General features: G+C 64.4%; 27 protein-coding genes and 1 tRNA gene. 14 read left to right on the forward strand and 14 right to left on the reverse strand.

Annotated elements, in window-relative coordinates:
• Positions 1-97 precede the first annotated feature (97 nt).
• Entirely contained in the window at positions 98-415 is a 318-nt protein-coding gene (locus NP_RS14120) for a DUF3006 domain-containing protein (protein ID WP_083761693.1), read from the forward strand.
• Between the two features lie 214 nt (positions 416-629).
• On the opposite strand, the gene NP_RS06555 is transcribed toward NP_RS14120, so the two are convergent.
• Positions 630-713, reverse strand: a tRNA-Leu gene (locus NP_RS06555).
• Positions 714-804: 91 nt separating this feature from the next.
• On the opposite strand from NP_RS06555, the gene NP_RS06560 reads away from it, so the two are divergent.
• From NP_RS06560 to NP_RS06570, 3 genes are all read left to right on the forward strand, one after another.
• Positions 805-1,281, forward strand: coding sequence for a hypothetical protein (locus tag NP_RS06560; RefSeq protein WP_011323046.1), 477 nt, complete (start codon positions 805-807; stop codon positions 1,279-1,281).
• Between the two features lie 14 nt (positions 1,282-1,295).
• The gene (locus tag NP_RS06565) at positions 1,296-1,790 is read left to right on the forward strand and encodes a DUF309 domain-containing protein (RefSeq protein ID WP_011323047.1); all 495 of its coding nucleotides are present in this window, start codon (positions 1,296-1,298) and stop codon (positions 1,788-1,790) included.
• A gap of 80 nt (positions 1,791-1,870) precedes the next feature.
• Positions 1,871-2,461: an AsnC family transcriptional regulator gene (locus tag NP_RS06570; protein ID WP_011323048.1), complete on the forward strand. Its 591-nt coding sequence runs from the start codon at positions 1,871-1,873 to the stop codon at positions 2,459-2,461.
• Here the strand turns inward: NP_RS06570 and NP_RS06575 are convergent.
• Positions 2,458-2,652: a heavy-metal-associated domain-containing protein gene (locus NP_RS06575; RefSeq protein ID WP_011323049.1), complete on the reverse strand. Its 195-nt coding sequence runs from the start codon at positions 2,650-2,652 to the stop codon at positions 2,458-2,460. The two genes, NP_RS06570 and NP_RS06575, sit on opposite strands and share 4 nt — an antisense overlap.
• 150 nt (positions 2,653-2,802) lie before the next feature.
• Between NP_RS06575 and NP_RS06580 the strand changes: the two genes are divergently transcribed.
• From NP_RS06580 to NP_RS06595, 4 genes are read left to right on the forward strand one after another with little or no spacing between them, the layout of a single operon-like run.
• Positions 2,803-5,358, forward strand: coding sequence for a heavy metal translocating P-type ATPase (locus tag NP_RS06580; RefSeq protein ID WP_011323050.1), 2,556 nt, complete (start codon positions 2,803-2,805; stop codon positions 5,356-5,358).
• 56 nt (positions 5,359-5,414) lie between these two features.
• Complete coding sequence (locus NP_RS06585; RefSeq protein ID WP_011323051.1) at positions 5,415-6,581, forward strand: MBL fold metallo-hydrolase; 1,167 nt, start codon at positions 5,415-5,417, stop codon at positions 6,579-6,581.
• Positions 6,582-6,641: 60 nt separating this feature from the next.
• Complete coding sequence (locus NP_RS06590) at positions 6,642-7,301, forward strand: 2,5-diamino-6-(ribosylamino)-4(3H)-pyrimidinone 5'-phosphate reductase (RefSeq protein ID WP_011323052.1); 660 nt, start codon at positions 6,642-6,644, stop codon at positions 7,299-7,301.
• Positions 7,301-8,557, forward strand: a complete 1,257-nt coding sequence (locus NP_RS06595; RefSeq protein ID WP_011323053.1) for a TIGR00341 family protein — start codon at positions 7,301-7,303, stop codon at positions 8,555-8,557. The genes NP_RS06590 and NP_RS06595 overlap by 1 nt, the downstream gene beginning before the upstream one ends.
• Positions 8,558-8,575: 18 nt before the next feature.
• Here NP_RS06595 and NP_RS06600 read toward each other — a convergent pair whose 3' ends face one another.
• The 7 genes from NP_RS06600 to NP_RS06625 all read right to left on the reverse strand — a co-directional run bounded on the left by NP_RS06600 (position 8,576) and on the right by NP_RS06625 (position 15,508).
• The gene (locus NP_RS06600) at positions 8,576-10,786 is read right to left on the reverse strand and encodes an amino acid permease (protein WP_011323054.1); all 2,211 of its coding nucleotides are present in this window, start codon (positions 10,784-10,786) and stop codon (positions 8,576-8,578) included.
• A 54-nt stretch (positions 10,787-10,840) separates the two neighbouring features.
• Positions 10,841-11,125, reverse strand: coding sequence for a DUF7545 family protein (locus NP_RS06605; protein ID WP_011323055.1), 285 nt, complete (start codon positions 11,123-11,125; stop codon positions 10,841-10,843).
• 64 nt (positions 11,126-11,189) lie between these two features.
• Positions 11,190-12,239, reverse strand: a complete 1,050-nt coding sequence (locus NP_RS06610; RefSeq protein ID WP_011323056.1) for an NAD(P)/FAD-dependent oxidoreductase — start codon at positions 12,237-12,239, stop codon at positions 11,190-11,192.
• 79 nt (positions 12,240-12,318) lie between these two features.
• On the reverse strand, positions 12,319-12,444 hold the full coding sequence (locus NP_RS15085; RefSeq protein WP_269764005.1) for a hypothetical protein: 126 nt from the start codon (positions 12,442-12,444) through the stop codon (positions 12,319-12,321).
• Positions 12,445-12,482: 38 nt separating this feature from the next.
• The gene (locus NP_RS06615) at positions 12,483-13,082 is read right to left on the reverse strand and encodes a hypothetical protein (RefSeq protein WP_011323057.1); all 600 of its coding nucleotides are present in this window, start codon (positions 13,080-13,082) and stop codon (positions 12,483-12,485) included.
• Between the two features lie 13 nt (positions 13,083-13,095).
• Entirely contained in the window at positions 13,096-14,397 is a 1,302-nt protein-coding gene (locus NP_RS06620) for a hypothetical protein (RefSeq protein WP_011323058.1), read from the reverse strand.
• A 67-nt stretch (positions 14,398-14,464) separates the two neighbouring features.
• Positions 14,465-15,508 carry a FlaD/FlaE family flagellar protein gene (locus tag NP_RS06625; RefSeq protein WP_011323059.1) on the reverse strand — a complete coding sequence of 348 codons (1,044 nt, stop codon included), beginning with the start codon at positions 15,506-15,508 and terminating at the stop codon, positions 14,465-14,467.
• Between the two features lie 135 nt (positions 15,509-15,643).
• Here NP_RS06625 and NP_RS06630 point away from each other — a divergent pair, with 135 nt between their 5' ends.
• Entirely contained in the window at positions 15,644-16,675 is a 1,032-nt protein-coding gene (locus tag NP_RS06630) for a hypothetical protein (protein ID WP_011323060.1), read from the forward strand.
• An 8-nt stretch (positions 16,676-16,683) separates the two neighbouring features.
• Here the strand turns inward: NP_RS06630 and cutA are convergent, their stop codons facing one another.
• Both cutA and NP_RS06640 read right to left on the reverse strand, forming a co-directional pair.
• A complete protein-coding gene (gene cutA, locus NP_RS06635) occupies positions 16,684-16,986 on the reverse strand; it encodes a divalent-cation tolerance protein CutA (RefSeq protein WP_011323061.1) in 303 nt (100 codons plus the stop codon).
• 4 nt (positions 16,987-16,990) lie between these two features.
• Positions 16,991-17,197 (reverse strand): HEWD family protein, encoded by a 207-nt coding sequence (locus tag NP_RS06640; RefSeq protein WP_011323062.1) that lies wholly within the window; start codon positions 17,195-17,197, stop codon positions 16,991-16,993.
• A 132-nt stretch (positions 17,198-17,329) separates the two neighbouring features.
• On the opposite strand from NP_RS06640, the gene NP_RS06645 reads away from it, so the two are divergent.
• A complete protein-coding gene (locus NP_RS06645) occupies positions 17,330-17,884 on the forward strand; it encodes a YbhB/YbcL family Raf kinase inhibitor-like protein (RefSeq protein ID WP_011323063.1) in 555 nt (184 codons plus the stop codon).
• A 23-nt stretch (positions 17,885-17,907) separates the two neighbouring features.
• Here NP_RS06645 and NP_RS06650 read toward each other — a convergent pair whose 3' ends face one another.
• Positions 17,908-18,360, reverse strand: a complete 453-nt coding sequence (locus tag NP_RS06650; RefSeq protein ID WP_049939545.1) for a hypothetical protein — start codon at positions 18,358-18,360, stop codon at positions 17,908-17,910.
• A gap of 93 nt (positions 18,361-18,453) precedes the next feature.
• On the opposite strand from NP_RS06650, the gene NP_RS06655 reads away from it, so the two are divergent.
• The gene (locus tag NP_RS06655) at positions 18,454-18,873 is read left to right on the forward strand and encodes a universal stress protein (protein WP_011323065.1); all 420 of its coding nucleotides are present in this window, start codon (positions 18,454-18,456) and stop codon (positions 18,871-18,873) included.
• A gap of 35 nt (positions 18,874-18,908) precedes the next feature.
• Here the strand turns inward: NP_RS06655 and NP_RS06660 are convergent, their stop codons facing one another.
• Positions 18,909-19,388 carry an acyl-CoA thioesterase gene (locus NP_RS06660; protein WP_011323066.1) on the reverse strand — a complete coding sequence of 160 codons (480 nt, stop codon included), beginning with the start codon at positions 19,386-19,388 and terminating at the stop codon, positions 18,909-18,911.
• 92 nt (positions 19,389-19,480) lie between these two features.
• On the opposite strand from NP_RS06660, the gene NP_RS06665 reads away from it, so the two are divergent.
• From NP_RS06665 to NP_RS06675, 3 genes are all read left to right on the forward strand, one after another.
• A complete protein-coding gene (locus tag NP_RS06665) occupies positions 19,481-20,986 on the forward strand; it encodes a TraB/GumN family protein (protein WP_011323067.1) in 1,506 nt (501 codons plus the stop codon).
• A complete protein-coding gene (locus NP_RS06670) occupies positions 20,983-21,630 on the forward strand; it encodes a zinc metalloprotease (protein ID WP_011323068.1) in 648 nt (215 codons plus the stop codon). Before NP_RS06665 ends, NP_RS06670 begins: the two co-directional genes overlap by 4 nt.
• A 143-nt stretch (positions 21,631-21,773) precedes the next feature.
• The gene (locus NP_RS06675; RefSeq protein ID WP_011323069.1) at positions 21,774-22,049 is read left to right on the forward strand and encodes a hypothetical protein; all 276 of its coding nucleotides are present in this window, start codon (positions 21,774-21,776) and stop codon (positions 22,047-22,049) included.
• An 86-nt stretch (positions 22,050-22,135) separates the two neighbouring features.
• Here NP_RS06675 and katG read toward each other — a convergent pair whose 3' ends face one another.
• Positions 22,136-24,277 carry a catalase/peroxidase HPI gene (katG, locus tag NP_RS06680; protein WP_011323070.1) on the reverse strand — a complete coding sequence of 714 codons (2,142 nt, stop codon included), beginning with the start codon at positions 24,275-24,277 and terminating at the stop codon, positions 22,136-22,138.
• Positions 24,278-24,427: the final 150 nt, after the last annotated feature.

A 24,427-nucleotide genomic window follows, 5' to 3' on the forward strand; every position in this document is an offset into this window, starting at 1 on the left:
GGAGCAAAAGTGTCACCCTGTTTCGAGCGATTGAACTAAGGTTTCCACCGTCTATCGGCGGATGGTTTATATACCGGAACGCGGCCAACACGTCTCGATGCGCACTGCAACCGCGCTGTGTGTCGTAGCATTGCTTTCGACTGCCCTGCTGTCCGGCGTCGCTGCTGCTGAAGCCGACCAGACAGCCGTTGTCGACCGCATCGGCGACGACTACGCTGTCATGCTCATCGAGGAAGACGGCGAGACGGTCGACCAAGCTGTCGTCGACCCCGAAACACTCCCTGATGAGGGCCGCTATGAGGGGGCCATCTATCAGGTCGTCGACGGTGAGTACGTCTACGACGGCGAGGAAAGCGACGACCGGGACAGCCGCCTCGGAGAGCTACTGGAGGCGCTGTCGGAACGACTCTCGTAGCACAGACGCGGGTTTCGGCCGCGCTCGACAGCGGCGATAGCCGCTGCTATCGGCGTTGTACTGAGATGTTGCGAGGGAAGGCCGCTCCGAGAGCGGTCTTCCGCATCGGGCGGGAGTGACCCCGGCGATGCGAGGGGAGGGATTTGAACCACGGTCGCGCCGGAGGCGCTCCCTGATTCAAACCCTCCTGCATTTGCGCGCTGTGGCACGCTCATGCGAGGGGAGGGATTTGAACCCACGGACCTCTACAGGAGCGGATCTTGAGTCCGCCGCCGTTTCCAGGCTTGGCTACCCTCGCACGCGTTGCCAACTGAGCCACCCGACAGCTAAAGCGTTGCGGGTTCGGGACAAAGCGCGCGACCGAAGTAGCCCGAGAACATAGTTCGTGTATGGTCGACCATCCGCGCCTCATCGAAGACGCCCCCGACGAGTGGCTGCTGGGGGTCTCACTCGCCGACAACGCCGCCCACAACTTCGCCGACCCGAGCCGCGAGGAGTTCCACCTGACGACGCGCGCCACGGCGTTGCTCGTCGACGACCTCGAATACGCCCACACGGAGGAGGTAGCCGACGAGACCGCCCGGGCACTCTTGCTCACCGAGGGGGCATACCGCCCGGACGAAAAGGCGAACCCTGCCGACACCATCCAGCGGCTCGAACAACCAAGCGGCGGCAAGCATCCGACTGATGCCGAGCTCGAACGGGTTGCCGACTACCTCCGGAACGCCGAAATCGACGAGCGCGCCGAGTGGATAACCGAGGAGTTCATCGAGGAGTCCCGGCTCGAATCGGTGGTGTCGCCCGACGAGCTACAGACCAAGCGCAACCGGATGAACTCGCTCCGCGGTATCGCCAAGGACCTCTAACCCCCCGACAGCCGATGGACGACCACACCGTCGACAACGATGTCCCGCCGCCGACGAACGGCGACCCGACCGGCTGGCAGCGCCGCCGCGGTCGCTCGAACGGCTGGGAGCACGGCACGCTCCGGCGGGCGGTCGTCCACGGTGTTCGGCTCTACAACGACGGGGCGTATCACGAGTCCCACGACTGTTTTGAAGCGGAGTGGTACAACTACGGCCGTGGCACAGCCGAAAGCGCCTTTCTCCACGGGATGGTCCAAGTCGCTGCGGGCGCGTACAAGCACTTCGACTTCGAGGACGACGACGGCATGCGCAGCCTCTTCGAGACGGCCCTACAGTACTTGGAGGGGATGCCTCGCGACTACTACGGCGTCGATGTCCTCGCTGTCCGGACGGCGGTCACGAACGCCATCAACGACCCAGCAGAGCTTGCGGGCTGGCAGATTCCGCTTGACGGCGAGCGCCCGACAGCGCGGCCGGTCGACTTCGAGTACGCTCGGCGTCTCGACTGAGTGCGGCGACGCCGTGCGAGGGGCAGCGATTCTGTGGCCGACGGGGAAACGCGTATCTACCTGCCGACAGACGGGCCGGTATGCGCGATATCGATGAGACGGACCGCGAGCTGCTGCGGCTGCTGCTGGAGGACGGGCGGCGGCCCTACAAAGAGCTGGCCGAGGCGGTCGAGCTCTCGCCGCCGGCCGTCAGCGACCGCATCGACCGCCTCCGGGAGCTGGGTGTCATCCAACGCTTTACGGTGGATGTCGACCGCTCGAAGCTCCGTGAGGGAGTCAGGCTGGCGGTGACGCTATCGGTGCGCCCGGGCGAGACGACCGCCGTCCGCGAGGCGCTCGCCGATGTCGAGGGAGTCGAGCACGTATTTGCGACCGCCGACAGCCGGCTGTTTGTCGTCGCGACGTTCCCGTCCGGCGACATCGAGACGCATCTGGCGGCGGCATTCGATACCGGGGCCGTCGAAGCCGTTGAGGCAACCCCGCTTGTGGGTGCTGACTGGCATCCGGCGCTCGGTGAGGTGACCCTCGGATTGGAGTGTGCCGAGTGTGGTAACACCGTCACTGACGAGGGGGTCTCGGCGACAATTGACGGCGACCGCTACGAGTTCTGCTGTGGCTCCTGTGAGGCTCGGTTCGAAGAACGGTATGCGGAGCTACAGCAGAACGCTTAGTCGACGCTGTACCCTGCTTCGGAGACGGCTTCGGCGAGCACGTTCCAGTCGGCACCGCCCTCGACAGTGACGGTGCCGTCCTCGTGGTCAGCGTCGACGGCGTCCACGCCGTCGAGTTCGCCGAGCGACTCCTCGATTTCGGTCTCGCAACCGCCGCAGGCCATGTCGGGGACTGAGAGCGTCGTTGCCATATCAATGGATACGGACCGGTCGTTCTTTGCCGTTTCTGTTTTGTATCTAATTTCGAACTCTTTTTTGCTTTGGTTAGAAAGGTGGGGTGGCAGCTACAGTTTGGACCAGAAGGGACAAACCGCATCAACGGGGGACTCGTATACATAGGTATGGCAACCGAAACGCGAATCGAGGTCGGGGGGATGCATTGCTCGACCTGCTCGGAAACCGTCGCCGAGTCGGTCGAGGCCCTCGATGGTGTCCGTTCGGCCTCGGTCAACTACGCGACCGATTCGGCGACGGTCGAGTACGACCCCGGTACGGCATCGCTGTCGGACATCTACGGGGCAATCTCCGAGGCCGGGTATGAGCCACGGCGGGAGACGCGCACCATCGAGGTCGGTGGGATGCATTGTTCGACCTGCTCGGAAACCGTCGCGGGGGCGCTCGCGGAGGTGCCGGGGGCCATCGATGCCTCCGTCAACTACGCGACCGACGAGGCGACAGTCGAATATAATCCGGAGGCGTTCTCGGTGGAAACTGCCCGTGCGGCAATCGAAGACGCGGGATACGACCCGGTCGTCGACGAGAGCGACGACGACGGTGACGCGGGCGGGTCGGCCGCCGAGCGCGAACTGCGGAAACAGCGCCGCCTCGTCGTCGGCGGCGGACTACTCACGCTTCCCTTCATCTACCTCATGACGGCGATGTTCTCTCCCCTCCCGCAGCCGGACACCGTTGCCGGTGTCCCCTTCGGGTGGGTGGAGTTCGTCTTCGCGACGGCGCTGATGGCAACGCTCGGCAAGGAGTTCATCGTCGGCGCATACACCGCGGCCCGAAACCGGACCGCGAATATGGACACGCTGGTTGCGGTCGGGACAACCGCCGGCTACCTCTTCAGTACGGCCGTGGTTCTCGGCGCGATTACCGGCGACCTCTACTTCGAGGCGGTTGGCTTCATCCTCTGGTTTATCACCGTCGGCAACTGGTTGGAGGCCCGCTCGAAAGCTCGGGCCTCCGACGCGCTTCGTGAACTCCTCCGGATGGAGGCCGAAGAGGCGACCGTCGTCGTCGATGGCGAGGAACGGACGGTGCCGCTCTCAGAGGTCGCGGTCGGCGACCGGCTGAAGGTCCGTCCGGGCGAGCGAATTCCGACGGACGGCGTCGTCGTCGACGGCGATTCGGCGGTCGACGAGTCGATGTTGACCGGCGAATCGGTCCCCGTCGAGAAGTCGCCGGGCGACGAGGTCGTCGGCTCGACGGTCAACGAAAACGGCGTGCTCGTCGTCGAGGCGACGAAGGTCGGCGAGGATACCGCCCTCCAGCAGATTGTCCGCCGCGTCAAGGAAGCCCAATCCCGCCAGCCGGACATCCAGCGGCTTGTCGACCGCGTCAGCGGCTACTTCGTCCCGGCGGTCATCGTCAACGCCGTCGTCTGGGCAATTCTGTGGGCGGCGTTCCCGACCGAACTCTACAGTCTGGTTCAGTATCTCCCCTTCGAGCAGGTCGGCGGCGGCCCGGTTGCCGGCGGCGTGCCGCTGTTCGAGTTCTCGATGGTCGTTTTCGCGTCGGCGGTGCTCATCGCTTGTCCCTGTGCGCTCGGGTTGGCGACGCCCGCGGCGACGATGGTCGGCTCGACGATATCGGCGAAGAACGGCGTCCTCTTCAAGGGCGGCGACATCCTCGAACGGGTTCGGGAGGTCGATGCGGTCGTCTTCGACAAAACCGGCACCCTGACCGAAGGCGAGATGCAGCTGACCGATGTCGTCCCGCTCGACAGCCACCGACCGGACGGCGGAGCCGTTACCACACCCGCAGTCGACGAGACGTACGTTCTGTCGGCGGCGGCCAGCGCCGAAGCTGGCTCCGAGCACCCGCTCGGTCAGGCTATCGTTGCGGGAGCCAAAGAGCGTGCTATCGATGTCACGGAGCCGACGGAGTTCGAGAACGTTCCGGGCAAGGGTGTCACAGCAACGACCGACCACGGCGAAGTGCTCGTCGGGAACCGGAAGCTCCTCGAAGACCGCGGCGTGGACACGGCCCCCGCCAGCGAGACGATGGCGGAACTCGAAGCCGAGGGCAAGACGGCGATGGTCGTCGCCGTAGATGGCGCGGTCGTCGGCGTCGTTGCGACGGCCGACACCGTTCGGGAAAGCGCCACCGAAACCGTTGCGGCGCTCACCGAGCGCGGCTACGACGTGTTCATGCTCACCGGCGACAACGAGCGGACCGCCCACGCCGTCGCTGCCGAAGTCGGCATTCCCGAAGCGAACGTCAGAGCGAGCGTTCTGCCCGACGAGAAGGCCGATGTCATCGATGCTATCCAGGCCGACGGCACGCATGCGATGATGGTCGGCGACGGGGTCAACGACGCGCCGGCGCTGACGACGGCGAACATCGGCGTCGCCATCGGTTCCGGGACCGACGTTGCCATCGAGGCCGCAGACGTGACGCTGATGCGCTCGGACCCGGCCGACGTGCTCAAGGCGCTCCGCATCTCGCAGGCGACTATCTCGAAGGTCTGGCAGAACCTCTTTTGGGCGTTCGCATACAACACGACGCTCATCCCCATAGCGTCGCTTGGACTGCTGAACCCGGCGCTTGCTGGGGCCGCGATGGCCGCCTCCAGCGTCTCGGTCATGACAAACAGCCTCGCGTTCGCCAACTACGAGCCGACCAGCGACTACGTGCCGCTGCCGCTGCGGCCGCTGGCCGCGCTCCGGTGAAGTGTGTCCGGTTGCTGCAATAGCGCTTATTATCGCGGCGACGATACTACACGGGTATGGCTTCAACAGCCGAGCAGGCCCCCGTCGGTATCTCCGCGACAGAGCTGAAACGGCTCTTCGACAGTGGTGAACGGTTCGTCCTCGTTGACACCCGCGACCGGGAGAGCTTCGAGAGCTGGCGGCTAGCAGACGCCCGTCAGTATCTCTACAAACCGCACCACGAGTTCGATTGTGAGGCCTTCGAGGCCGAAACCGGAATCGGCAGCGAGGAGTCGGTCGTCACCATCTGTGCCAAGGGCAAATCCTCCCGAGCGCTGGCCGAGGAGCTGGCGGCAGCCGGCTACGACGACGTGCGATACGTCGAAGACGGGATGCGCGCCTGGAGCGCCGTCTACGATGCCGTAGACATCGATGCTGGCGGCGACGCAGACATCGTCCAGATACAGCGCCGGGCGAAGGGCTGTCTGGGCTATCTCGTCGCCGACCCCGAAGCGGGTGTCGCCGCTGCTGTCGACCCGACGCGGCACACGGACGAGTTCGTCGCCGCCGCTGCGGAGCGCGGCTGGCAAATCGAACGCGTTCTCGATACTCATATTCACGCCGACCACATCAGCGGCGGCCGGCAACTCGCCGACGAGCTGTCGGTGCCGTATCACCTCGGCGAGCGGGTTTCTGACCGCGATGTCGGTGTCGACTACGAGCCACTGGCACGCAACGAGGTCGTCACCGTCGGCGACGTCGACCTCAAGGCGGTCTTTACCCCCGGACACACGTCCGGAATGGCGAGCTACCTCGTCGACGAGAATGCGCTCCTGACTGGCGACACCGTCTTTGTCGACAGCGTCGGCCGCACCGAGCTCCAGTTCGGCGCTGCCGACGCCGACACGGGTGCCAAGCTGTTGTACGAGTCGCTCCACGGAACAATACTCGCCGAACCGGACTCGGTGACGGTGCTTCCGGGCCACTTCCACGTCGGCGACGACGGCAGCTACGGCATCGACCCCGGCACCCCCGCTGCGACCACCGTCGCCAAGCTCCGGACCGAGCTCCCGGTGCTGGAACTCGACCGTGCGTCGTTCGTTGCGACCGTCCGCGATGCCGCCCCGGAGAAGCCACCGAACTACGAGCGCATCATCGCTATCAACCGCGGACGGGCCAGCCCCGATGACGAGGTCGAGGCCATCGAACTCGAACTCGGACCGAACCGGTGTGCCGCTGAGTGACGGTCGCAGAGCGCCCGGGCGACAGGTACCGTTTTGCGGCCGGAAAGCACACGGGTCCGTATGGACGTTACCGTCAACGCCGCGATGAGCGCGGACGGCAAGCTCTCCTCGCGCCGACGCGAGCAGATAGCCATCAGCGGCGACGCGGACTTCGAGCGGATGTACCGGCTGCGGGCGGCCGTTGACGCAGTACTCGTCGGCGTCGGGACGGTACTGGCCGACAACCCCTCGCTTCGGAGCCACGACGAGGCGCACCGAGCCGAGGTATACGGGCCGGATGCTGACCCACCCGCACGAGTGGTCGCGGATTCGGCGTGTCGGACGCCACCGGACGCCGACATCCTCGCTGGCGAGCCGGATACCTACGTACTGACGAGCGGCGCGGCCCCCGAAGACCGACGAGCGGCGCTTCGGGAAGCGGGCGCGGAACTCATCGTCACTGATGGCGACCGTGTCTCGCTTTCTACGGCGTTCGCCGAGCTTGCGGCCCGCGGCATCGACCGGCTGATGGTCGAGGGCGGCGGCGAGCTGATATTTTCGCTTTTTGAGGCCGGACTCGTCGATTCGCTTTCGGTCTACATCGGCGACCTCGTCATTGGTGGTCGGGATGCACCCACACTGGCCGACGGCGAGGGGTTCGTTGCGGACTTCCCCGAACTCGAACTCGACGAGGTCGAGCGGCTCGATGAGGGGGTCGTCCTCTACTGGGAGGTTGTCTGATGCGGCTGGTGCAGACGCTTGTCCCGGAGGGGAAACACGACGTGGTCGTCGAGGCACTCGAAGAGGCAGATGTCGACTACGCGATGGCCGACGAGACCTCTCGCTCCGACTACTCCGATATCGTCTTCGTCCCCGCCGACGCCGACGATGTCGAGACAATTCTCGAAGCCCTCCGGGATATCGGCGTCGAGCGGGCGGGCTATACGATGGTTTCGGAGGTCGAAACCATCGCCTCCGAGCGGTTCGAGCGCCAGCAAGACGCCGGTGACGAACAGGGCGGCGACGAACGTATCTCCAGAGACGAACTCCGAACGAAAGCCCGGAACCTCTCGCGGTCGACGCCGAACTATCTGGCCTTTACTATCATCAGCGCCGTCGTCGCGACTGCGGGGCTGCTTGAGGACTCTGCGTCCATCGTCGTCGGGTCGATGGTCATTGCGCCGCTTATCGGCCCGGCGATGGCATCCTGTGTCGGGACGGTCATCAACGACGACGACCTCTTTTGGGAAGGCATTCGTTCGCAGGCCATCGGGGTCGTCCTCGCTGTCGGCGCGTCAACGGCTTTCGCGTTCGTGTACCGGCTCGGCGTTCGGCCGGAGCTCGACCTTTTATTGCTCGGACAGGTCGCAGAGCGCGCCCATCCGGGCATCCTCGCGCTTGCGGTCGCGCTCGGTGCCGGGGCCGCGGGGGCGCTGTCGCTGACCTCGGGGGCCGACGAGGCGCTCGTGGGCGTCATGATTGCGGTGGCGCTTATGCCGCCAGCGGCGAGTGTCGGGCTGGGCGTCGCCTACACCGACTGGGTGTTGGCTGTCGGCGCGAGCATCCTCGTCGCTGTCAACCTGCTTTCTATCAACGCGGCCGGCATCGTCACGTTCTGGACCAAGCGCTACCGGCCGAGCCACTGGTACGACGAGGCGCGGGCGCGGCGGGCGACGTTTGAGCGGTTTGCGGCGTTTGTCGTCGCCATTCTGATTTTGACCTCGTTTCTGGCCGTCGCCTCACAAGAGGCCCGTGCCAATGCGGCTTTCGAGTCAACAGTCGAAGACATTGCCGACGAGGTCGTCGACGGGGACGTCCGCTCAGTCACGGTCCATTACGACCCCGACTTCGTCTCGCCGACCCCGGCGTCGGTCGTCGTCCACGCCGATGCCGAGCGGAACGGGGTAGCCGAATCGCTCAGACAGACCATCCTCGATAGAACCGGCCACGATATCGATATCACGGTCGTCTACGAGACGACCGAATCGGCCGAATAGCGCTAAAACGCCGGCAGGTCACCCGATGAGCCGTTCTCGGAGGCTTCGGGTTCCGGGGCGCTCTGCGAGCAACACCGTACAGTCGACCTCCTCGACCACGTCGTAGACCAGTGTCCGGCGAACCAGCCGCGAGAGCAACCCGCGCTCGGTCGCACTGATGAGCAGCATCGTGTGGTCGGCGGCCGCCTCGGCGATGGCGCGTTCCACATCACCGCTCGTGTCGACGATGGTTTCGGCATCGAGGTCGTGAGTATCCGCCCAGTCCTCAAGGAACCGCTCGCCGCCCCTTCGTTTCCCTTCGCCATCGACGACGTGTAGCAACGTCACCGTGGTATTGAACGTCTCCTGTAGCACGCGGGCGACGCCGGCACAGAGGGCGTCGTTGTCGGTGCCAACCGTTGGGATGACGATTCGGCTCGGGTCGAAGCCCTCGTCTTTCAGGACCAACGTATCGCAGGGCAGGTCGTGTGCGAGTTCGTCGGCAACCGATGCCGCCCGGCCCGAAATGAACGTCGGTCGGCCGCGCCAGCCCATGACGACGGAATCGGCGTCGGCTCTGCGGGCGGTCGCGAACACTTCCTCGACCGCCTGATGGGAGTAGATGACCCGTGTTTCGACGGGGACGTCCAGAATCGAGTCCTCGCTTGCGGTGTCCAAAAGCGCCCGTGGGTCCTCGTCGACGCGGTCGAGGTACGTCGGCCCCCGGGCGAGGGGTACTTGGTCGGGGAGCGTAACGATATGTACCGCGAGTACCTCGCCGTCCTCAGCGGCCGCGATGGCACAGCCAAGCGCCATCAGGTCCGCCTCGGTTCGCGGGTTCGAAAGCGCCACGAGCGTCCGATGGCCGACCGTCTCCGGCCGCGCGGCCTTGACGGCGCTGGCGGCAAGCGGCGGCAGCTCCTCGGCGCGCTGGCCGAGATACTTCGGGAGGAGCCCCTCCTCAGTCGCGTAGTGGCGGCCGTAGAGGAGATACCAGCCGATAGCACCGACACCGATAGCGACCGTCACAGCGACAACGTCGAGCCCCATCGCGAACACCAGCGCGACTGATGCCCCGGCGGCGGCAAGCGCCACCAGTGGGTACGCCGGGACGCGAAAGTCGGGCTCGTAGTCCGGAACCTGCCGGACGACAACGAGCGAGGCCGCAAGGAGCGTATAGCCGACGAGGTGGAGCGCACTGGCAAGCACCGCGAGCGTAAGCAGGTCGCCCACTGCCACGAGCACGACGACGAGCGCCCCAGTTACCTGCAGAGCGCGATACGGGGTCGAAAACCGCGGATGAACGTTATCGAACCAGCCGGCGACAAGTCCCATTCGACCCATGCCGAACGCCACCCGCGATGAAGCAGCCACTGAGACGTTCGCTGACGTTGCCATCGCCGCGAGGCCGACAAGAGCAAAAACGGCGACGCCAACCGTGCCGAAAAGCGCCTCGGCAGCCGCTAGTATCGCTGCTTCGTCGGCGAGGGCATCGTAGTCGACGACACCGTCGACGACGAGCATCAACACCGTGTACAACAGCGTGACGACGACAATACTCCCAAGAACCGCCCTGGGGAGCGTCTTCGATGGGTTGACAAGCTCTTCGCCGAGCGCCGCGACCTTCGCGTAGCCGAGATAGGAGACGAAAACGAGCGCCGTCGCCGTCAGCACCGCATCGCCGCCGAACGCGCCGGCGACATCGCCGAGCCGCCCCGTCCGAACGCCCTCGGCGGCGAGGACGACAAGCACGGTGACGACGAATCCGACCAGCGCAATTTCGGTCCAGCCGGTGACGCGTGCGCCTACGTAATTGAGCGCGACGAAGCCGAGTCCGGCGAGAACGGCTCCGAACTGCGTCGGCGAAAGCGAGACAACGCCGAACGCAATCGCCGGTAGCTCAACGACGACATCGAGATAGACGCCGAACCCGAGTGCATAAAAGGCGGTTGCGACCGTCAGCCCGAGCCAGTCGGCAACGCCGGCGACGGTCCCGAAAAGCGGTCCGAGCGTCCGGGTCACCCAGTGGTGGCTGCCGCCGGCCGCGGGCATCGCCGTTCCGAGTTCCGAGACGACGAGACCGTTGAGCAGGGCAACAAGCCCCGCGAGCAGAAACGCCGCCACGAGAACCGGACCGATCTCCGCGACGACGAGGCTTGGCAGCACGAACACGCCGGCACCAATCATCGTCCCGACACCGACCGCCACAGCGCCGGTCAGCGTGATGTCGGTTGCAAGCTCGTCGCTCATCGGCTCCGGGTTGGCGAGCGGGCCTCAAATCGGTGGTGGTCCCGTGTTGTCGGACTAGTGCTGGTGGCCGGTCAGTTCGCCATAGCTCGCACCGAAGCGCTCCTCGAAAAGCTCCATTGTCTCTTCTTCGATAGCACGGTACTCCTCTGTGTCGCCGCCCTCGGCGTGGTGGACAGTCGCATGGATGCGCTGGGCGCAGGAAAACAGCGCGAGGTCACCGACGATTTCGGCGTCGGACTCGTCGGACTCGCGCATCAGTTCAAGCATCTCGGCCGGCAGTGTTACCTCGTCTTCGCTGTTTGGCCCTTCGATGTGCAGAGTTACTGTCGTATCGGACATACGCCGGCTTTCGGACGGGAAGGGAAGTGGCTTCCGGTCGCCCCGCAGCCGGTAAGCCGATGGTTTAGTCGTCGCTTGCTGCCGCAGCGTCGGCGTCAGCGACAGCGCCTTCCTCCCGCTCTAGCGCTTCGAGATACTCGTCGGCGTCGATGGCCGCCTTACAGCCCATACCACCGGCGGTAATCGCCTGCTGGTAGTGGTGGTCGACGACATCGCCCGCGCCGAAGATTCCGGACACGTCGGTCTTCGTCTGGCCGCCGCCCTCGCCGCCCTGTGTGTGGATGTAGCCGGTGGCATCCATCTCGACGCCGGTGCCTTCGAGATACTCCGTGTTTGGCGTATGACCAATGGCCATAAAGACTGCGCCGAGGTCGCGCTCGGTCGTCTCGGTTGCGTCGTCGTCGAGTTTCTCCGAGGGATACCCGTCGGGGTTGTGGGCAAGCGTCACGTGGTCGACCCCGTCTTCCGGCGTTCCGTGAATCTCGACCAGTTCGGTGTTCGTGAGAACCTCGACATCACCGTCGGCCTCAAGCTCCCGAATCCGGTCGACCCAGTAATCCTCAGCGCGGAACTCCTCGCGCCGGTGGGCGAGATAGACCGTGTCGGCGAACTTCGTGAGGAAGGCAGCCTCCTCGCAGGCGGCGTCGCCGCCGCCGACAACGAGCATGTCCTCACCACGGAAGAAGGCCCCGTCACAGGTGGCACACGTCGAGACGCCGTAGCCCATGAGTTCGTCCTCGCCGGGAACGCCGAGCGTGCGTGCGGATGCCCCGGATGCTGCGATGAGGGCGTCGGCCGTGTAGACCGTTCCATCACGGAGTTCGATACGGTGTGGCTGTCCGGGGTCAACAGCGTCGATGACCCCGTGGTCGATAGTCGCGCCGAACTGTTCGGCCTGCTCTTTCATGTTGTTGACGAGGTCCGGACCGCCGATGCCGTCCGGGAAGCCGGGGTAGTTGGCGACATCAGTCGTCAGCGTCAGTTGCCCCCCCGGCTCGGGGCCTTCCAGCACGAGCGGGTCGTTGTTCGAACGGGCCGCGTAGATGGCTGCTGTCAAGCCTGCGATACCCGACCCGGCGATGATGAGCCGGCGGTGGTCGGCGTCGTCGGTCATGTTTCCGGGTAGCCGGTCGGCGTGTATGTAGCTTGTGCTGTGTGTACCTGCGGCTACACGACCGAGGGACTACGCGGAGTCAGGCCCCGTTGATGAAGATGAAAAGACCGAGCGCGAGCGCCAGCACAACGGCTGACCCAAGGAGGATGCCGAGGCTGGCGAGCTGACTCATGCCCCTCGTTTCGGACCGGAACGACGAACTCATATGTAACCTGTCGGTCTCGGGCTATATCAGTTCCGCGGTCAGTTCAGTGTCTCGCGCAGCTCGCGGAGTGCGCGCTGTCCGACTTGTCTGTTTGTCGGGCACTCGACCGGCTCAGCGTCGCCGCGTTCGATAATGAACGCAACATCGCGCGAAAACAGCCAGTACAGGACGACGACCGCGGCGGTAAGTACCGCAAGGATGGCTGTAAAAACGAGGACGGACCCGAGCAGCCGGACGGCCCACCCGAGCGTCTGGATGATTGCGTCAAGCTGTCCAGCCCCCGGCGCGTCCGGGACGGTGAGAAACTGCCCGGGTGAGACGGTAAGCAAGACGACGCCAACGAGCCCAGCACCGAGCGCGTACAGCAGCGCTCCCGGGACGTATCGGAGGAACCCCCGTCCGCCGGTCCGACGAACGGTGATACCGGTGACGTTTGCTCTGGGCGTACGCACCACTTTCGGGTCACGGTCCGGGTGGAAGGTGAGAAGCGCCCGTTCGGTTACTGCCACCCAGCCGGGGGAGAGCCGAACAGTCGTGAGAAGCGTCTCGTCGGCATGCAAGCGGTCGGCCGGGTCCGGCTCGTCGCGTTGGATGTCGAGTCGGTCGACGACGCCGGGGTCGGGAACACCGGGTACCATCGCTCGCTCTCGGTCAGAGGCTCTGGGCGAGATGGTCGGCGATTTCGTACGCTCCCTGTGCGGCCGCAAGGTCGGGTCGGTCGGCGCTGACCGCCGTGACATCCCGTTGGAGTTCGTCGCTGAGCCGGCGTTCGAACTCGTCGACGACACCGGGGATACACGCCATCCCGCCGGTCAGCACGAGCGGCTTGTCGAGAGCAAGCTGGTAGACTTTCATGTAGTTGTTCGCCAACTCCGGAAGGAAGCCGTTAGCGACCTCGTCGACAACTTCGTCGAGGTACTCGTCGCAGGCCTTCATGACGCTTTCTTCGATGGTAAACTCGTGGGTGCCGCCGCCGGGCTGCTGGATGACATCGGTAAACGGCTCGAAGCTGTCGAAATCAGCGTGTTTTTCTTTGTACTCACGGGCTGTCGTGCGGTCGATGTTCACCCGCCCCTGTGTTTCTTCCTCAACGTAGTTGGCGATGCGGCGGTCGGCCTCGTTGCCTGTTGTCGCCCCCGTCGACAGCGGCACCAACTGCTCGCCGCGCCGGTATGCACACGCTTCGAGGTTTGTCGAACCCATGTTGATGGTGATGAAGATGTCGTTGATGGCCGCAAGCCGTTCCTCGAAAGCCGGTAGTGCGCCACACAGCGATTCCGGATAGCTGCGAACCAGCGCCTCGCCGATGGGGCTTTTTTCAACGACGGCTTCGAGATTCGAGAGCCCGGCCTCGTTGTCGATTGTCGGTATCGCATAGACGACGACGCTGTTTTCCGGAACATCGTTAGCCGCGAGTAGTTCGCTGAAGAACGTTGCAGCCGATTCGACGCTGTCGTCGCTCTCCGGCAGCCCGGAGCGGAGCATGAACTCGACCTCGTCGGGGTATTCGCGGGCGGCCTCCTCGCCGTAGAGTATCTGCTCTCGTCCAGTAAGGAGATCCTCGTACGTGGCCAAGCAGGTCAGCGATTGGACTACTTCCATCCCATCGCCGCTCTGCGACGGATATGTAATAACCGTCCGGGTACTGCCGAGCTTGACACCGATGGGAACGACGCTCTCATCGGCTGCTTCTTCGGCCTTCGCTGTCCCCACGTCGTCCCTTCGCTGCGCTTCGCCGCTTGTCCGACCGGCCGGTTCGGTCACTTCATCGGCCGTCCTCGTGCGCCCACGCTCGGCACGGTCTCGGCCGCTGGTGACGTTCCCGTCTGTTGTGCCGTAGTGGTCCTGTGGTTGCTCGCCAGTCGCCGTCTCGTGTCCGTCTCGTGTCCGCTCGCCCTCCGCGGTGTCGTCAGTAGATAAACCCCTGCCGGCTGGCTCTTCGTTGGGTGTCATATACCGGGTAGACCGAACGGAGGGTAAAATACCTTGCCTGCGGACGGCAACGGTTGTAGGAGGGCTGCTACTGTCCCAGACGGTGGGCGAGTCGCGCGATGTACAGCAGACTCTCACGGTGGTCGGCGACGGTCAATGGGTGACCGCCGGCGTCGGCTGCGGCAAGGCCGTCGGCGAAGTCCTCAAGCTGTGCGCGACTCTCCTCAGAGAGCCAGCCAACGGACTCGTAGTACGCAAGGGCCTCGACGGTCGACTCGTGGCCAGCCTTCGCTACCATCGTATCGAGCCAATCGAATATCTCCAGTTGGGCGCTGTACTCATCGGGGAGCCGCTGCAAGTACGGTCGGTCGTCGCTGTTCTCCGAGAGCCGCGCCAGCAGTTCGAAATCCTCCTGTGCGATTGCTGGGTCGGACCGTTCGGTGTCGGGCCCCGTCTCCGGCTCCCTACCGGCGGCACGTCGCTTCTCGTGGCGGCTCTGGAGGTATGCCGCTGGGTCATCAGCGATGCTGTCGGTGTCGTCGCCGGCATCGGCACCGGGCGATGGTTCTGACTCCGCCGTAGCGGACGGCGCTGTACTGGTATCAGCCGTACTGGCGGTTGGGGTAGCAGCGGACGGCGAGTCGTCGCCTCCGGGTGACTCGAACGCGTCTTCTTGTGCGGACGACGCGTCTGCGAAGGCATCGCCCGCCTCGCTCTCGGAGCTAGTAAGAGCTTCCGTCGACTCCGCCTCGGCGTCTTCGGCACCGCCGACCGATGTCTGGGGCTGTTCCGCCGGTGTCTCGGGGTCGTCGCGCTCGGCAGCCGCCGTTTGGCCGGGGCGGCGCTGGCTCGCCGGCTGGTATTCGGCCGGTTCATCTCCGCGCCGGCGGTCGCGTCGCTCCGGTCGTTCTGGCTGGCTACCGGTATTCGACCGTCGTCCCTGCGTCTCTGTCTTGGTCTCTCGCGGCTGTTGGCTGCGCTCCGGTTCTATCGGCTGACCGCCCTCGCCGTCGGCGTCGTCGAGCCCCTCATCCCGCGTCTGTTCGTTTCTCCGCTCTCGCCGGGTCGTTTCCCGAACCGCGTCGCGGAGCTCACCGAGGTCATAATCTCGGGGATTCAACTGGCTCGACATGGGGTTACCAGACGGTTTGTCAGTCGAACAATTAAAACCCTTCCCCGTTTCGGACGCTGTAGTCCGTTTCAGCGCTCGAAACCAGTTTTCGATACTGGCGATACAATTTTTAAACATGGTTCCGAACGTGTCGCCATGGCGACGCAGGACGCCCGCTCGACGACGCTGAGGGACTTTAATGTTGACCCCAACGTCGTCGCCCGAGAACACACGCCCTCCCTTTTCCCCCGCGAGCGATTCGTCCGTTGTACGACCTGCGGGGTTACCGTCCCCTACTCGGTGAACGCCGAAGGGCCGATTCGCCGCGCGCTCGACGAGTTGTCGTCGATTCCCTGCGGCCGCTATGAGCTTCCCGACGTTTCCGTGGGCGACCACGTCCCGACCGTTACGCCCGAACACCCGACGAAGGGCCGTAGCGTCGTCTGCGAATCCTGCGGCCGTTCGGCGCGGCTCCACGGTGACCGCGAGGCCGTCCTGCACTCGCTTGCTGATATTCCGTGCATCGACCAGTTGAGCTACACGGAGCTTGTCAATCTCGTCTTCTCGCCGACGAGTTTCACGCCCGTGCTTCCTGACTTGGGCATTTCAAACTGGTACGGACGGCTCGGCAGTCGGCGCTCGGACGTGGTCCGGCAGTTCCGCCACGACCGCTTCCAGTACACGGTCTACATCAAAGAACAGACTGACGGAACCTACACCGCCGCCCTCGCCACCTCGCCAAACATCGACGGCGACCCCGTAGGCCGGCTGCGGTTCCCCAGCGACGACCCGGCGGACCCGGCGGCCCGGAAGACGGCGATTAGGCTTGTGACTTTCCTCTCGGCCACTGACCCACTGACCGCTGGCGAGTTTTCCAAGTTACAGGCGGCCCACGAGGAAGTCGACCGCAAACAGCGGAAAGGGTGGCTTGACGACGCCTATGGGACCGCACGCGAGAAGTTCAGCGAACGGTTCAACGATACGCCGGAAGCGTTTACCAACGCCTTCGGCGACAGCTCTGCTGACGAAAGAGAGGTCATCAGGCGGCTCGTCGGCTCCGGCGGTTTCACGGACATGGACGAGCCGGCTTTCGCACGCGAGATTCTCGGCCGCGACCACGAGTTCCCGGGCTTCATCGATTTCGTCGCCGACCACCACAACTGGTCGCCGCCGGTGCCGGAGCCGTAGCCCGGCCGCTACCGGACGCTTTCTGCCACCCACTCGCCGAACGCGTCAAGAACGTCGTCCTCGTCGAACCGTTCGATGCACGGTACGTCGTAGGGGTGCTGGTCTTCGACCCGTGCTTTCAGCGCCTCGTAACCGTCGTCGGTCGTTTTTGCGAGCAGTACTGCTTCGGCTTCCGTGACGACGTCTCCTTCCCACCGGAACGTAGAGGAACAGTCGACCCGGTTGACGCAGGCTGCCACTTCCGATTCGACGAGGTCGGCGGCGAGGTCATCGGCCGCCTCACGCGGTGCGGTAATATAGACCGTCGGCATCGCTTCAGGCGTCCGCGCCCGTGTTCTGTTTCCCTTCGATCGGATTGTACTGGCCGTTGATATCCCACTCGTGGATGCAATGCTTGTTACCGACCTGCCGCTCCCCGTCGACGTCCGCGATGACCCAGTTTTGAGCCGCCTCGTCCCAGACGTCCGTCCGACCGCAACGTTCGCAGGTCCGCTTCGTCGGGGGTACGATTTCTGCGCTCATACCAGGCCGGACGTGCGCCTCCGTAATCAACTCCTCGCCCTCGGGTGAGAGGTGTATCCAGCTATCGACCGGCGCGTCGTCCATGTCACAGCGTTGCGGTGTCGTCATTAGCGTCGAGCCGTTACAGTCTGTATGCGACGACGCGAGTTGATTGCCGCGGCCCCGCTGGTGGCGACAGCGGGCTGTACCATCGGCGGTGAGCCGCCGGACGGCTCAGCGTTCAATATCGCCATCCCGGACGCTGAGGGGGTGCTGCCCGAGCAGTACACCTGCGACGGGGAAGGCGTTTCACCGCCGCTCCGGATAACGTCAGTCCCCTCCGGTACGGCATCGTTGGCGGTTGTCGGTGAGTGGCTACGTGGCTACACGCCACGAACCATCTGGCTCCTCTGGGGCTTGCCGACGACGGAGCCGCTCGAAATCCCGCCCGGAATCGGCGACGAGCAAACCCCTGATGCCTTCGAAGAGGCCGTCCAAGGAGCGACCGAGGACGGAGCCATCGGCTACCAACCTCCCTGTCATGAGTCGCCCGACCACGACAGCTACCGGTTCATCGCCCACGCGCTTCCCGAGCCGCTCGACCTCGAACCCGGGGCCGGCCGTGACGACCTCGACGACCACATCAGCGAAACACTCACAGACGTTTCGAGCACCTCCGTGCAAGTTCGTTACGAACGGTTCAGGTGACTGCCTCCGGCCCCGTGTGACGGTTAAAAATCCGGGAGGTCGTCCGGCGCGTCGTAGTCTGCTTCCCAGTCGACGTACTCTTCTTTCAGCGTCCGACTCACGACATCACCAAACTCCGCCATCGCGGCATTGATACCGGAGACGGTCTCCCACGACGAAAGCTCCGGGTGAAGCTCCCGTTCTTTCCAGTCTTCCGGGATGCCGGGGGCGTGGTAGCCGACGCGGTCGGCGAAGTCGTCCCAGAAGAAGTCGAACGCCTCGAACATCCCGAGGTCATCGGCGATGTCGTAGGCGCGTTCCTCGAGGTCAGTCTCCGCTGCCCATCGCTCGAAGGCCTCCTCCCATGCGCCATTGTGGAGAAACGTCTCCAACTCGTCGCGCCGGTAGTCGGTGCCCTGTACGTCGACATCCTCGTATTCGTCGGTGTCCTGTTCCGGAAGCGCTGGCGGGTCCGGCGGCGTCACGTCGAGTCCCATGCGTATCATTATGCGGGGCCAGTACAACGGTGTTTTTGTTCCCGCTCTCGTCCGGCCTGCAAAGTTATACGCCGGTGGGGAGTATGTCCGCCCATGCGAGTCGTAGTTCCGTATGACGGGTCCGAACAGGCTGCCGAAGCGCTCGATCATGCTGTCTCCCACCATGCCGACGACGATGTCGTGCTCCTTCGAGTCCTCGATTTCGTCGATGCCGGCTACGATGCTCCGCCGGAGGCAGCGCTGCCGGGCTACTGGGAGGACTGGTACGAGCAAGCGGAATCTGAGGCCGAAGCCGAACTCGAAGCGGCCGCGGCCGACCACGACCGCGAGTTCGAGCTTGAGACAGTCGTCGGCCGCCCCGCCCGCGCCATTGTCGAGTACGTCGACGAAAACGACATCGACCACGTCGTGATGGGGAGCCATGGCCGGGACGGCATCACTCGGGTGCTGCTCGGCAGTGTTGCCGAGGCGGTTGTCCGCCGCTCACCCGTCCCGGTGACGGTCGTTCGCTAAGTCCACCTCCTCCCGGCTGTCTGGCGTTGCGGACGCTACTCGAGGCCGCCGAGACGGTCGGCAACCTCTTGTAGCCGGTCGCGTCGCTCGGCTATCGCGTCGTCTCTGAGCTGTTCTTCGGCGGCCGTTGGGCAGTCGAGCTCCGGGGTCTCGGTCGGCCGGCCGTTCTCGTCCACGGCGACAAAGGTGAAAAACGACGAGGCTGCCGGTCGTCGCTCGTCGCAGCGTGGGTCTTCTGCGGAGACGTTTACTTTCACTTCGATGCTCGTTTCGCCGGTGTCGTACGCGTAGGCCTCGACGACGGCGACCTCACCGAGGTCGATGGGGCTGACGAAATCGACATGGTCCATCGACGCGGTCACACACTGCGTTCCGGCAAACCGCATGCTCGAGACGGCCGCACAGATATCCATCCAGTGGAGGACGGTTCCACCGAGCGCCCGCCCGAGGTTGTTGGTCCCGTTCGGCATCAGCAGTTCCGTCATCTCGGTCTTCGAGTCCGCGAGCGTTGGCATTGACAGACACCACCTCCTGAGTGCGGTTGTGCGCTTCGGTTCGCCCGGCGCGTCCCGACACACGTAAAGCCCTCGCCCGACAGGTGCCGACAATGAGTACAGACGTCGAGGAGGGGTCCGTCACCGTCGTCGGGACGGCGCACGTCTCCGAGGCGAGCGTCGAGGAAGTCGAGGCGGTCATCGACGAGGAGCGCCCGGACGTCGTGGCCGTCGAACTCGACGAGGGACGCTACCGACAGCTGCGCGGCGAGGCGCCCGAGGACCTCGACGCCGGCGACCTACTGAAGGGTAACACGGTGTATCAGTTCCTCGCATACTGGATGCTCTCCTACGTACAGGCCCGGCTCGGCGACCGGTTCGACATCGAGCCCGGCGCGGACATGAAAGCCGCCGTCGACACCGCCGAAGCGTACGGCATCGATGTCGCGCTCGTCGACCGCGATATTCAGGTGACCATACAGCGGTTCTGGGCACGGTTGTCGTTTTTTGAAAAGCTCAAGCTGGTCGGAAGCCTTGCTGTTGGCTTCGGAACACCGGTTGAAATCGGTATGGGCGTCGGCATCGGTATCGCGCTCGTTGTCTCGATACTCGCCGGAGCGGTCGCCGGCCCGTTCGTTGTTCCGGCCGGCCTCGGTCCCGGAATACTCGTCGGCGCTGCAGATACGCTGCTCGTCGCGCTCGGGTTGGGTCTGGTGCTTGGGCTCGCTATCACGGCCTTGCTGGGGCGGCTGGCCCCCGAGGACGACGAGCTACAGGAGTTCGATGTCGACCGGATGACAGACACCGATGTCGTCAGCGCGATGATGGAGGAGTTCCGCCGCTTTTCGCCCGGCGGTGCTGAAGCGCTCATCGACGAGCGGGACGCCTACATCGCTCACAACCTCGTCTCGCTGCGGGACCAGGGCCACGATGTCGTCGCCGTTGTCGGTGCCGGCCACCGGAAGGGGATTGAGAAATATCTGGAGACGCCGTCGTTGCTGCCTCCGATGGAGGATTTGACGGGGAAAGCCTCGGGAAGCCGCTTTTCGCTGTACAAGCTCTTTGGCTACCTCTTTACGCTCGGCTTTCTGGCGTTTTTCGTCCTGCTGGCGATTGCGACCTACACCGGCGTCGAGGGGGCCTCCAGCGAACTGCTCTTCCGGCTCTTTGCGGCGTGGTTCCTCGTCAACGGCGCGCTCGCGGCGGGCCTCGCGAAATTCGCCGGCGCACACTGGCGGTCGGCCGGCGTCGGCGGGGCTGTCGCGTGGCTGACGAGTGTGAACCCCCTGCTCGCCCCCGGCTGGTTCGCCGGCTACGTCGAGCTCCGGTACCTCAATGTCAACGTTGGCGATATCTCGACGCTGAACGAGCTTATGTCCGACGAGGAGACGCCGCTGCGGCAGTTGTGGTCCGACCTCACCGACGTGCCGCTGTTCCGGCTCATCATGATTGTCGCGCTGACGAACGTCGGCAGCTTCATCGGCAGTATCGTCTTCGCGACGGTGTTTCTGCCGTACTTGTTCGCCGGCTCGGGTGTTGAGGGCGCAAGCGGCGTCGCTCGACTGATGGTAGAGGCGGCACGAAACAGTGTGGATATCATCTTCGGGTCGTTCCAATGACGGTCGATGTCGCCGAGATTCGGTTCTCCGAGGTAGAGCTCCGCGACCTCGCTATCGCGTGGGTCGCCCTCGGCGTTGCGTTCAGTATCTTCATTTTCGTCGCGACCGGCCGGGACGTCTTTCCCGACATTACCGGCGCAATACTGTCACCGCAGTTCGCCACCGTATTCGTTCTCAGCTTGGTAACCGTCGGCGTCGGCTTTCTGCTACACGAACTCGCACACAAGGTCGTCGCAATCCGGTTCGGACAGGCTGCGGCGTTCCGGGCCGACTACCCGATGCTTGCGCTGTGTGTCGGCGCGGCCTTTGCGGGCTTTCTCTTTGCTGCACCCGGTGCGGTCCATCATCGCGGCCGCATCACGCCTAGAGAAAACGGTCTCATCTCCGTTGCCGGTCCGGTGACGAACATCGTGCTCGTCGGCGTCTTTCTCCCACTCGTCTTCGTGGGTGGGTTTGTCGGCGCAGTCGGCCAGCTCGGCGTCATCATCAACGCCTTCCTCGCGGCGTTCAACATGATTCCGTTCGGCCCGCTGGACGGCAAGTCGGTACTGGCGTGGAGTAAGCCGGTCTTCGGGGCTGTCTTTACTGCGAGCGTCCTGCTCGCGGTCGGCTCGTTCCTCTTTGTCGGGTTCCCCTCGATTTGAGTTGGGAACTAGCATCAACATTTATTATACTCCGGCTACCAGAGGGAGGTACGATGCTCCACGCCGTATCGGTACGCGTACGCTACTAATTTTGCTCGCCGAGCATCGCCGTTCGAACGTACGCGCTCACCGACCACTCACCGATGTCCATCCCATACGCAAGCCCGATTGCACCGATTGCCGACTCACCCGACGACCCCCGTCCGATGACCGACGGCGGTGATACCAAATCCTATCGCCCCCCATCGGACGCACCGCTCGTTCCGATAGCCGACGAGCCTGCAACACCGACTACGCAGCCGCGAGCCGACGGGGGCGACCGCTCGAAGCGGTTCGCTCGTCCGCCGGAGACTGACCACGCGTCCGGCTACGATACAGGACAAGAGACAATACTGCCGCTGGTCGCCGACATGCGATAACGCTCGACTGTCGGCCTTTGAAATAAGCAACACAAAAAGTACGGCGTGCGGCTACGAGAGCCGCCTGTGAAGCCGCGAGAGTGACCCTATTCGAGGTCGAACCGGTCGAGTTTCATCACTTTACTCCACGTGTCGACGAAGTCCTCGACAAACTCCGCTTCGCCGTCGTCGGCACCGTAGACCTCTGAGATGGCACGGAGTCGGGAGTCAGACCCGAAGATGAGGTCGAAGCGGGTGCCTTCCCACTCGACCTCGCCGGTCTCGCGGTCGCGGAGTTCGAAGACCTCTCGGTCCTCCGAAACCGGCTCCCACTCGTAGTCCATGTCGAGGATGTTCACGAAGAAGTCGTTGGTTAGCGTCCCTGGCTCATCGGTGAAGACGCCGCGGTCGGTGTCCTGGTAGGTCGCTCCCAGCGCACGCATGCCGCCGACGAGCACCGTCATCTCCGGCGGCGTCAGGTTCAGCAGGTCCGCCTTGTCGACGAGCAGCTCCTCGGGCTTGCGTTCGGCCTCGTCGCTGAGGTAGTTCCGGAAGCCGTCGGCCTTCGGCTTGAGCGCCTCGAAGGACTCGACGTCGGTCTGTTCGGGGGTAGCGTCCGTGCGGCCTGGCTCGAAGGGGACCGTCACGTCGTAGCCGGCGTCAGCGGCCGCCTGCTCGACGGCGGCGTTGCCGCCAAGCACGATGAGGTCGGCCAGCGAGACACGGACAGCATCGGACCGGGCGCTGTTGAACTCCTCTTGGATCGCTTCGTAGGTCTCCAGCGCATCGGCCAGCGCCGCAGGCTCGTTGACCTCCCAGCTGCGCTGTGGTTCGAGGCGGATACGAGCGCCGTTGGCACCACCGCGCTTGTCGCTGTCGCGGTAGGTCGACGCCGACGCCCACGCGGTCTTGACAAGCTGTGCGACCGAAAGCTCCGAGTCGAGAAGCGCTTCCTTGAGTTCGGCGACTTCCTCGTCTCCGATACTGTCGTAGTCGGCGTCGGGCAGCGGGTCCTGCCAGATGAGCGTCTCCTCGGGGACCTCGGGACCGAGGAATCGCTCCGGCGGGCCCATGTCGCGGTGGATGAGCTTGTACCAAGCCTTCGCGAAGGCTTCCTGGAACTCGTCGGGGTTCTCCTGGAAGCGCTCCAGAACCTCCCGGTAGTCGGGGTCGCGTTTCAGTGCCACGTCAGTCGTCAGCATCATCACGTCTTCCTTCTCCGAGGACCCGTCGACACTGGGGGCGGCCGCATCAAGTTCGCCGCTTTCTGTGGTCCACTGCCAAGCACCGCCGGGACCTTTCTCCGGCCACCACTCGTAGTCGAGCAGGTTGTCGATGTAGCTCATGTCCCACTGGGTCGGCGTGGTGTTCCACGGCCCTTCGATACCGCTGGTAATCGTGTCGGGGCCTTTGCCCTCACCGAAGTCATTCTCCCAGCCGAGACCCTGCAGGTCGATTGGCGCATCCGCGGGCGGCCCGCCGACGTGCTCGTCGGGGTCGTCAGCACCGTGGACCTTCCCGAAGGTGTGGCCACCGGCAATGAGTGCGACTGTCTCCTCGTCGTTCATCGCCATCCGGCCGAACGATTCCCGGATGTTCGCTGCCGAGCCTTCGAGGTCCGGCTCGCCGTCCGGTCCTTCGGGGTTCACGTAGATGAGCCCCATCACGGTCGCGCCGAGGGGCTCGGGCAGTTCGCCGGCCTCGTCATACCGGTCGGAGGCTTCCATCTCCTCTTCGGGACCCCAGTCGACCGACTCGTCGGGGGCGAAGTCGTCTTCGCGGCCGCCGGCGAAGCCGAACGTTTCGAAGCCCATCGACTCCAGAGCGACGTTGCCGGCGAGCACAATCAGGTCTGCCCACGAGAGGTTCTGGCCGTACTTCTGCTTGACCGGCCAGAGCACTCGGCGAGCCTTATCGAGGTTCGCGTTGTCCGGCCAGCTATCGACCGGCGGCAGGCGCTGATAGCCGCCGGAGGCACCGCCACGGCCGTCGGTGGTACGGTAGGTGCCGGCGCTGTGCCACGCCATTCGGATGAAAAGCGGTCCGTAGTGACCGTAATCCGCCGGCCACCACTCCTGGGAGTCGGTCATTACCGACTCGATGTCCTGCTTTACCTCTTCGAGGTCGAGTTCCTGGAACGCCTCGGCGTAATCGAAGTCTTCGTCTTTCGGGTCAACGTGCTGTGCGTTCTGATCGAGGCTTTCGAAGTCTAATGCCTCTGGCCACAGCTTCTTGTAATCAATGCTCATCAACGCGACGTTGTACCGTTCGCGTATTAAGCTTGTCTATCCGAATACCGATATTGGTGTGCTACACGAGTTATTTTGCATGCTGGAAATAATATATCGCAGTACGCAAAAACCACTCCCAAATGTGGGCTAGCTGCTAATAAAGAATCG

It is taken from the genome of Natronomonas pharaonis DSM 2160, from assembly GCF_000026045.1.
Classification (GTDB): domain Archaea; phylum Halobacteriota; class Halobacteria; order Halobacteriales; family Haloarculaceae; genus Natronomonas; species Natronomonas pharaonis.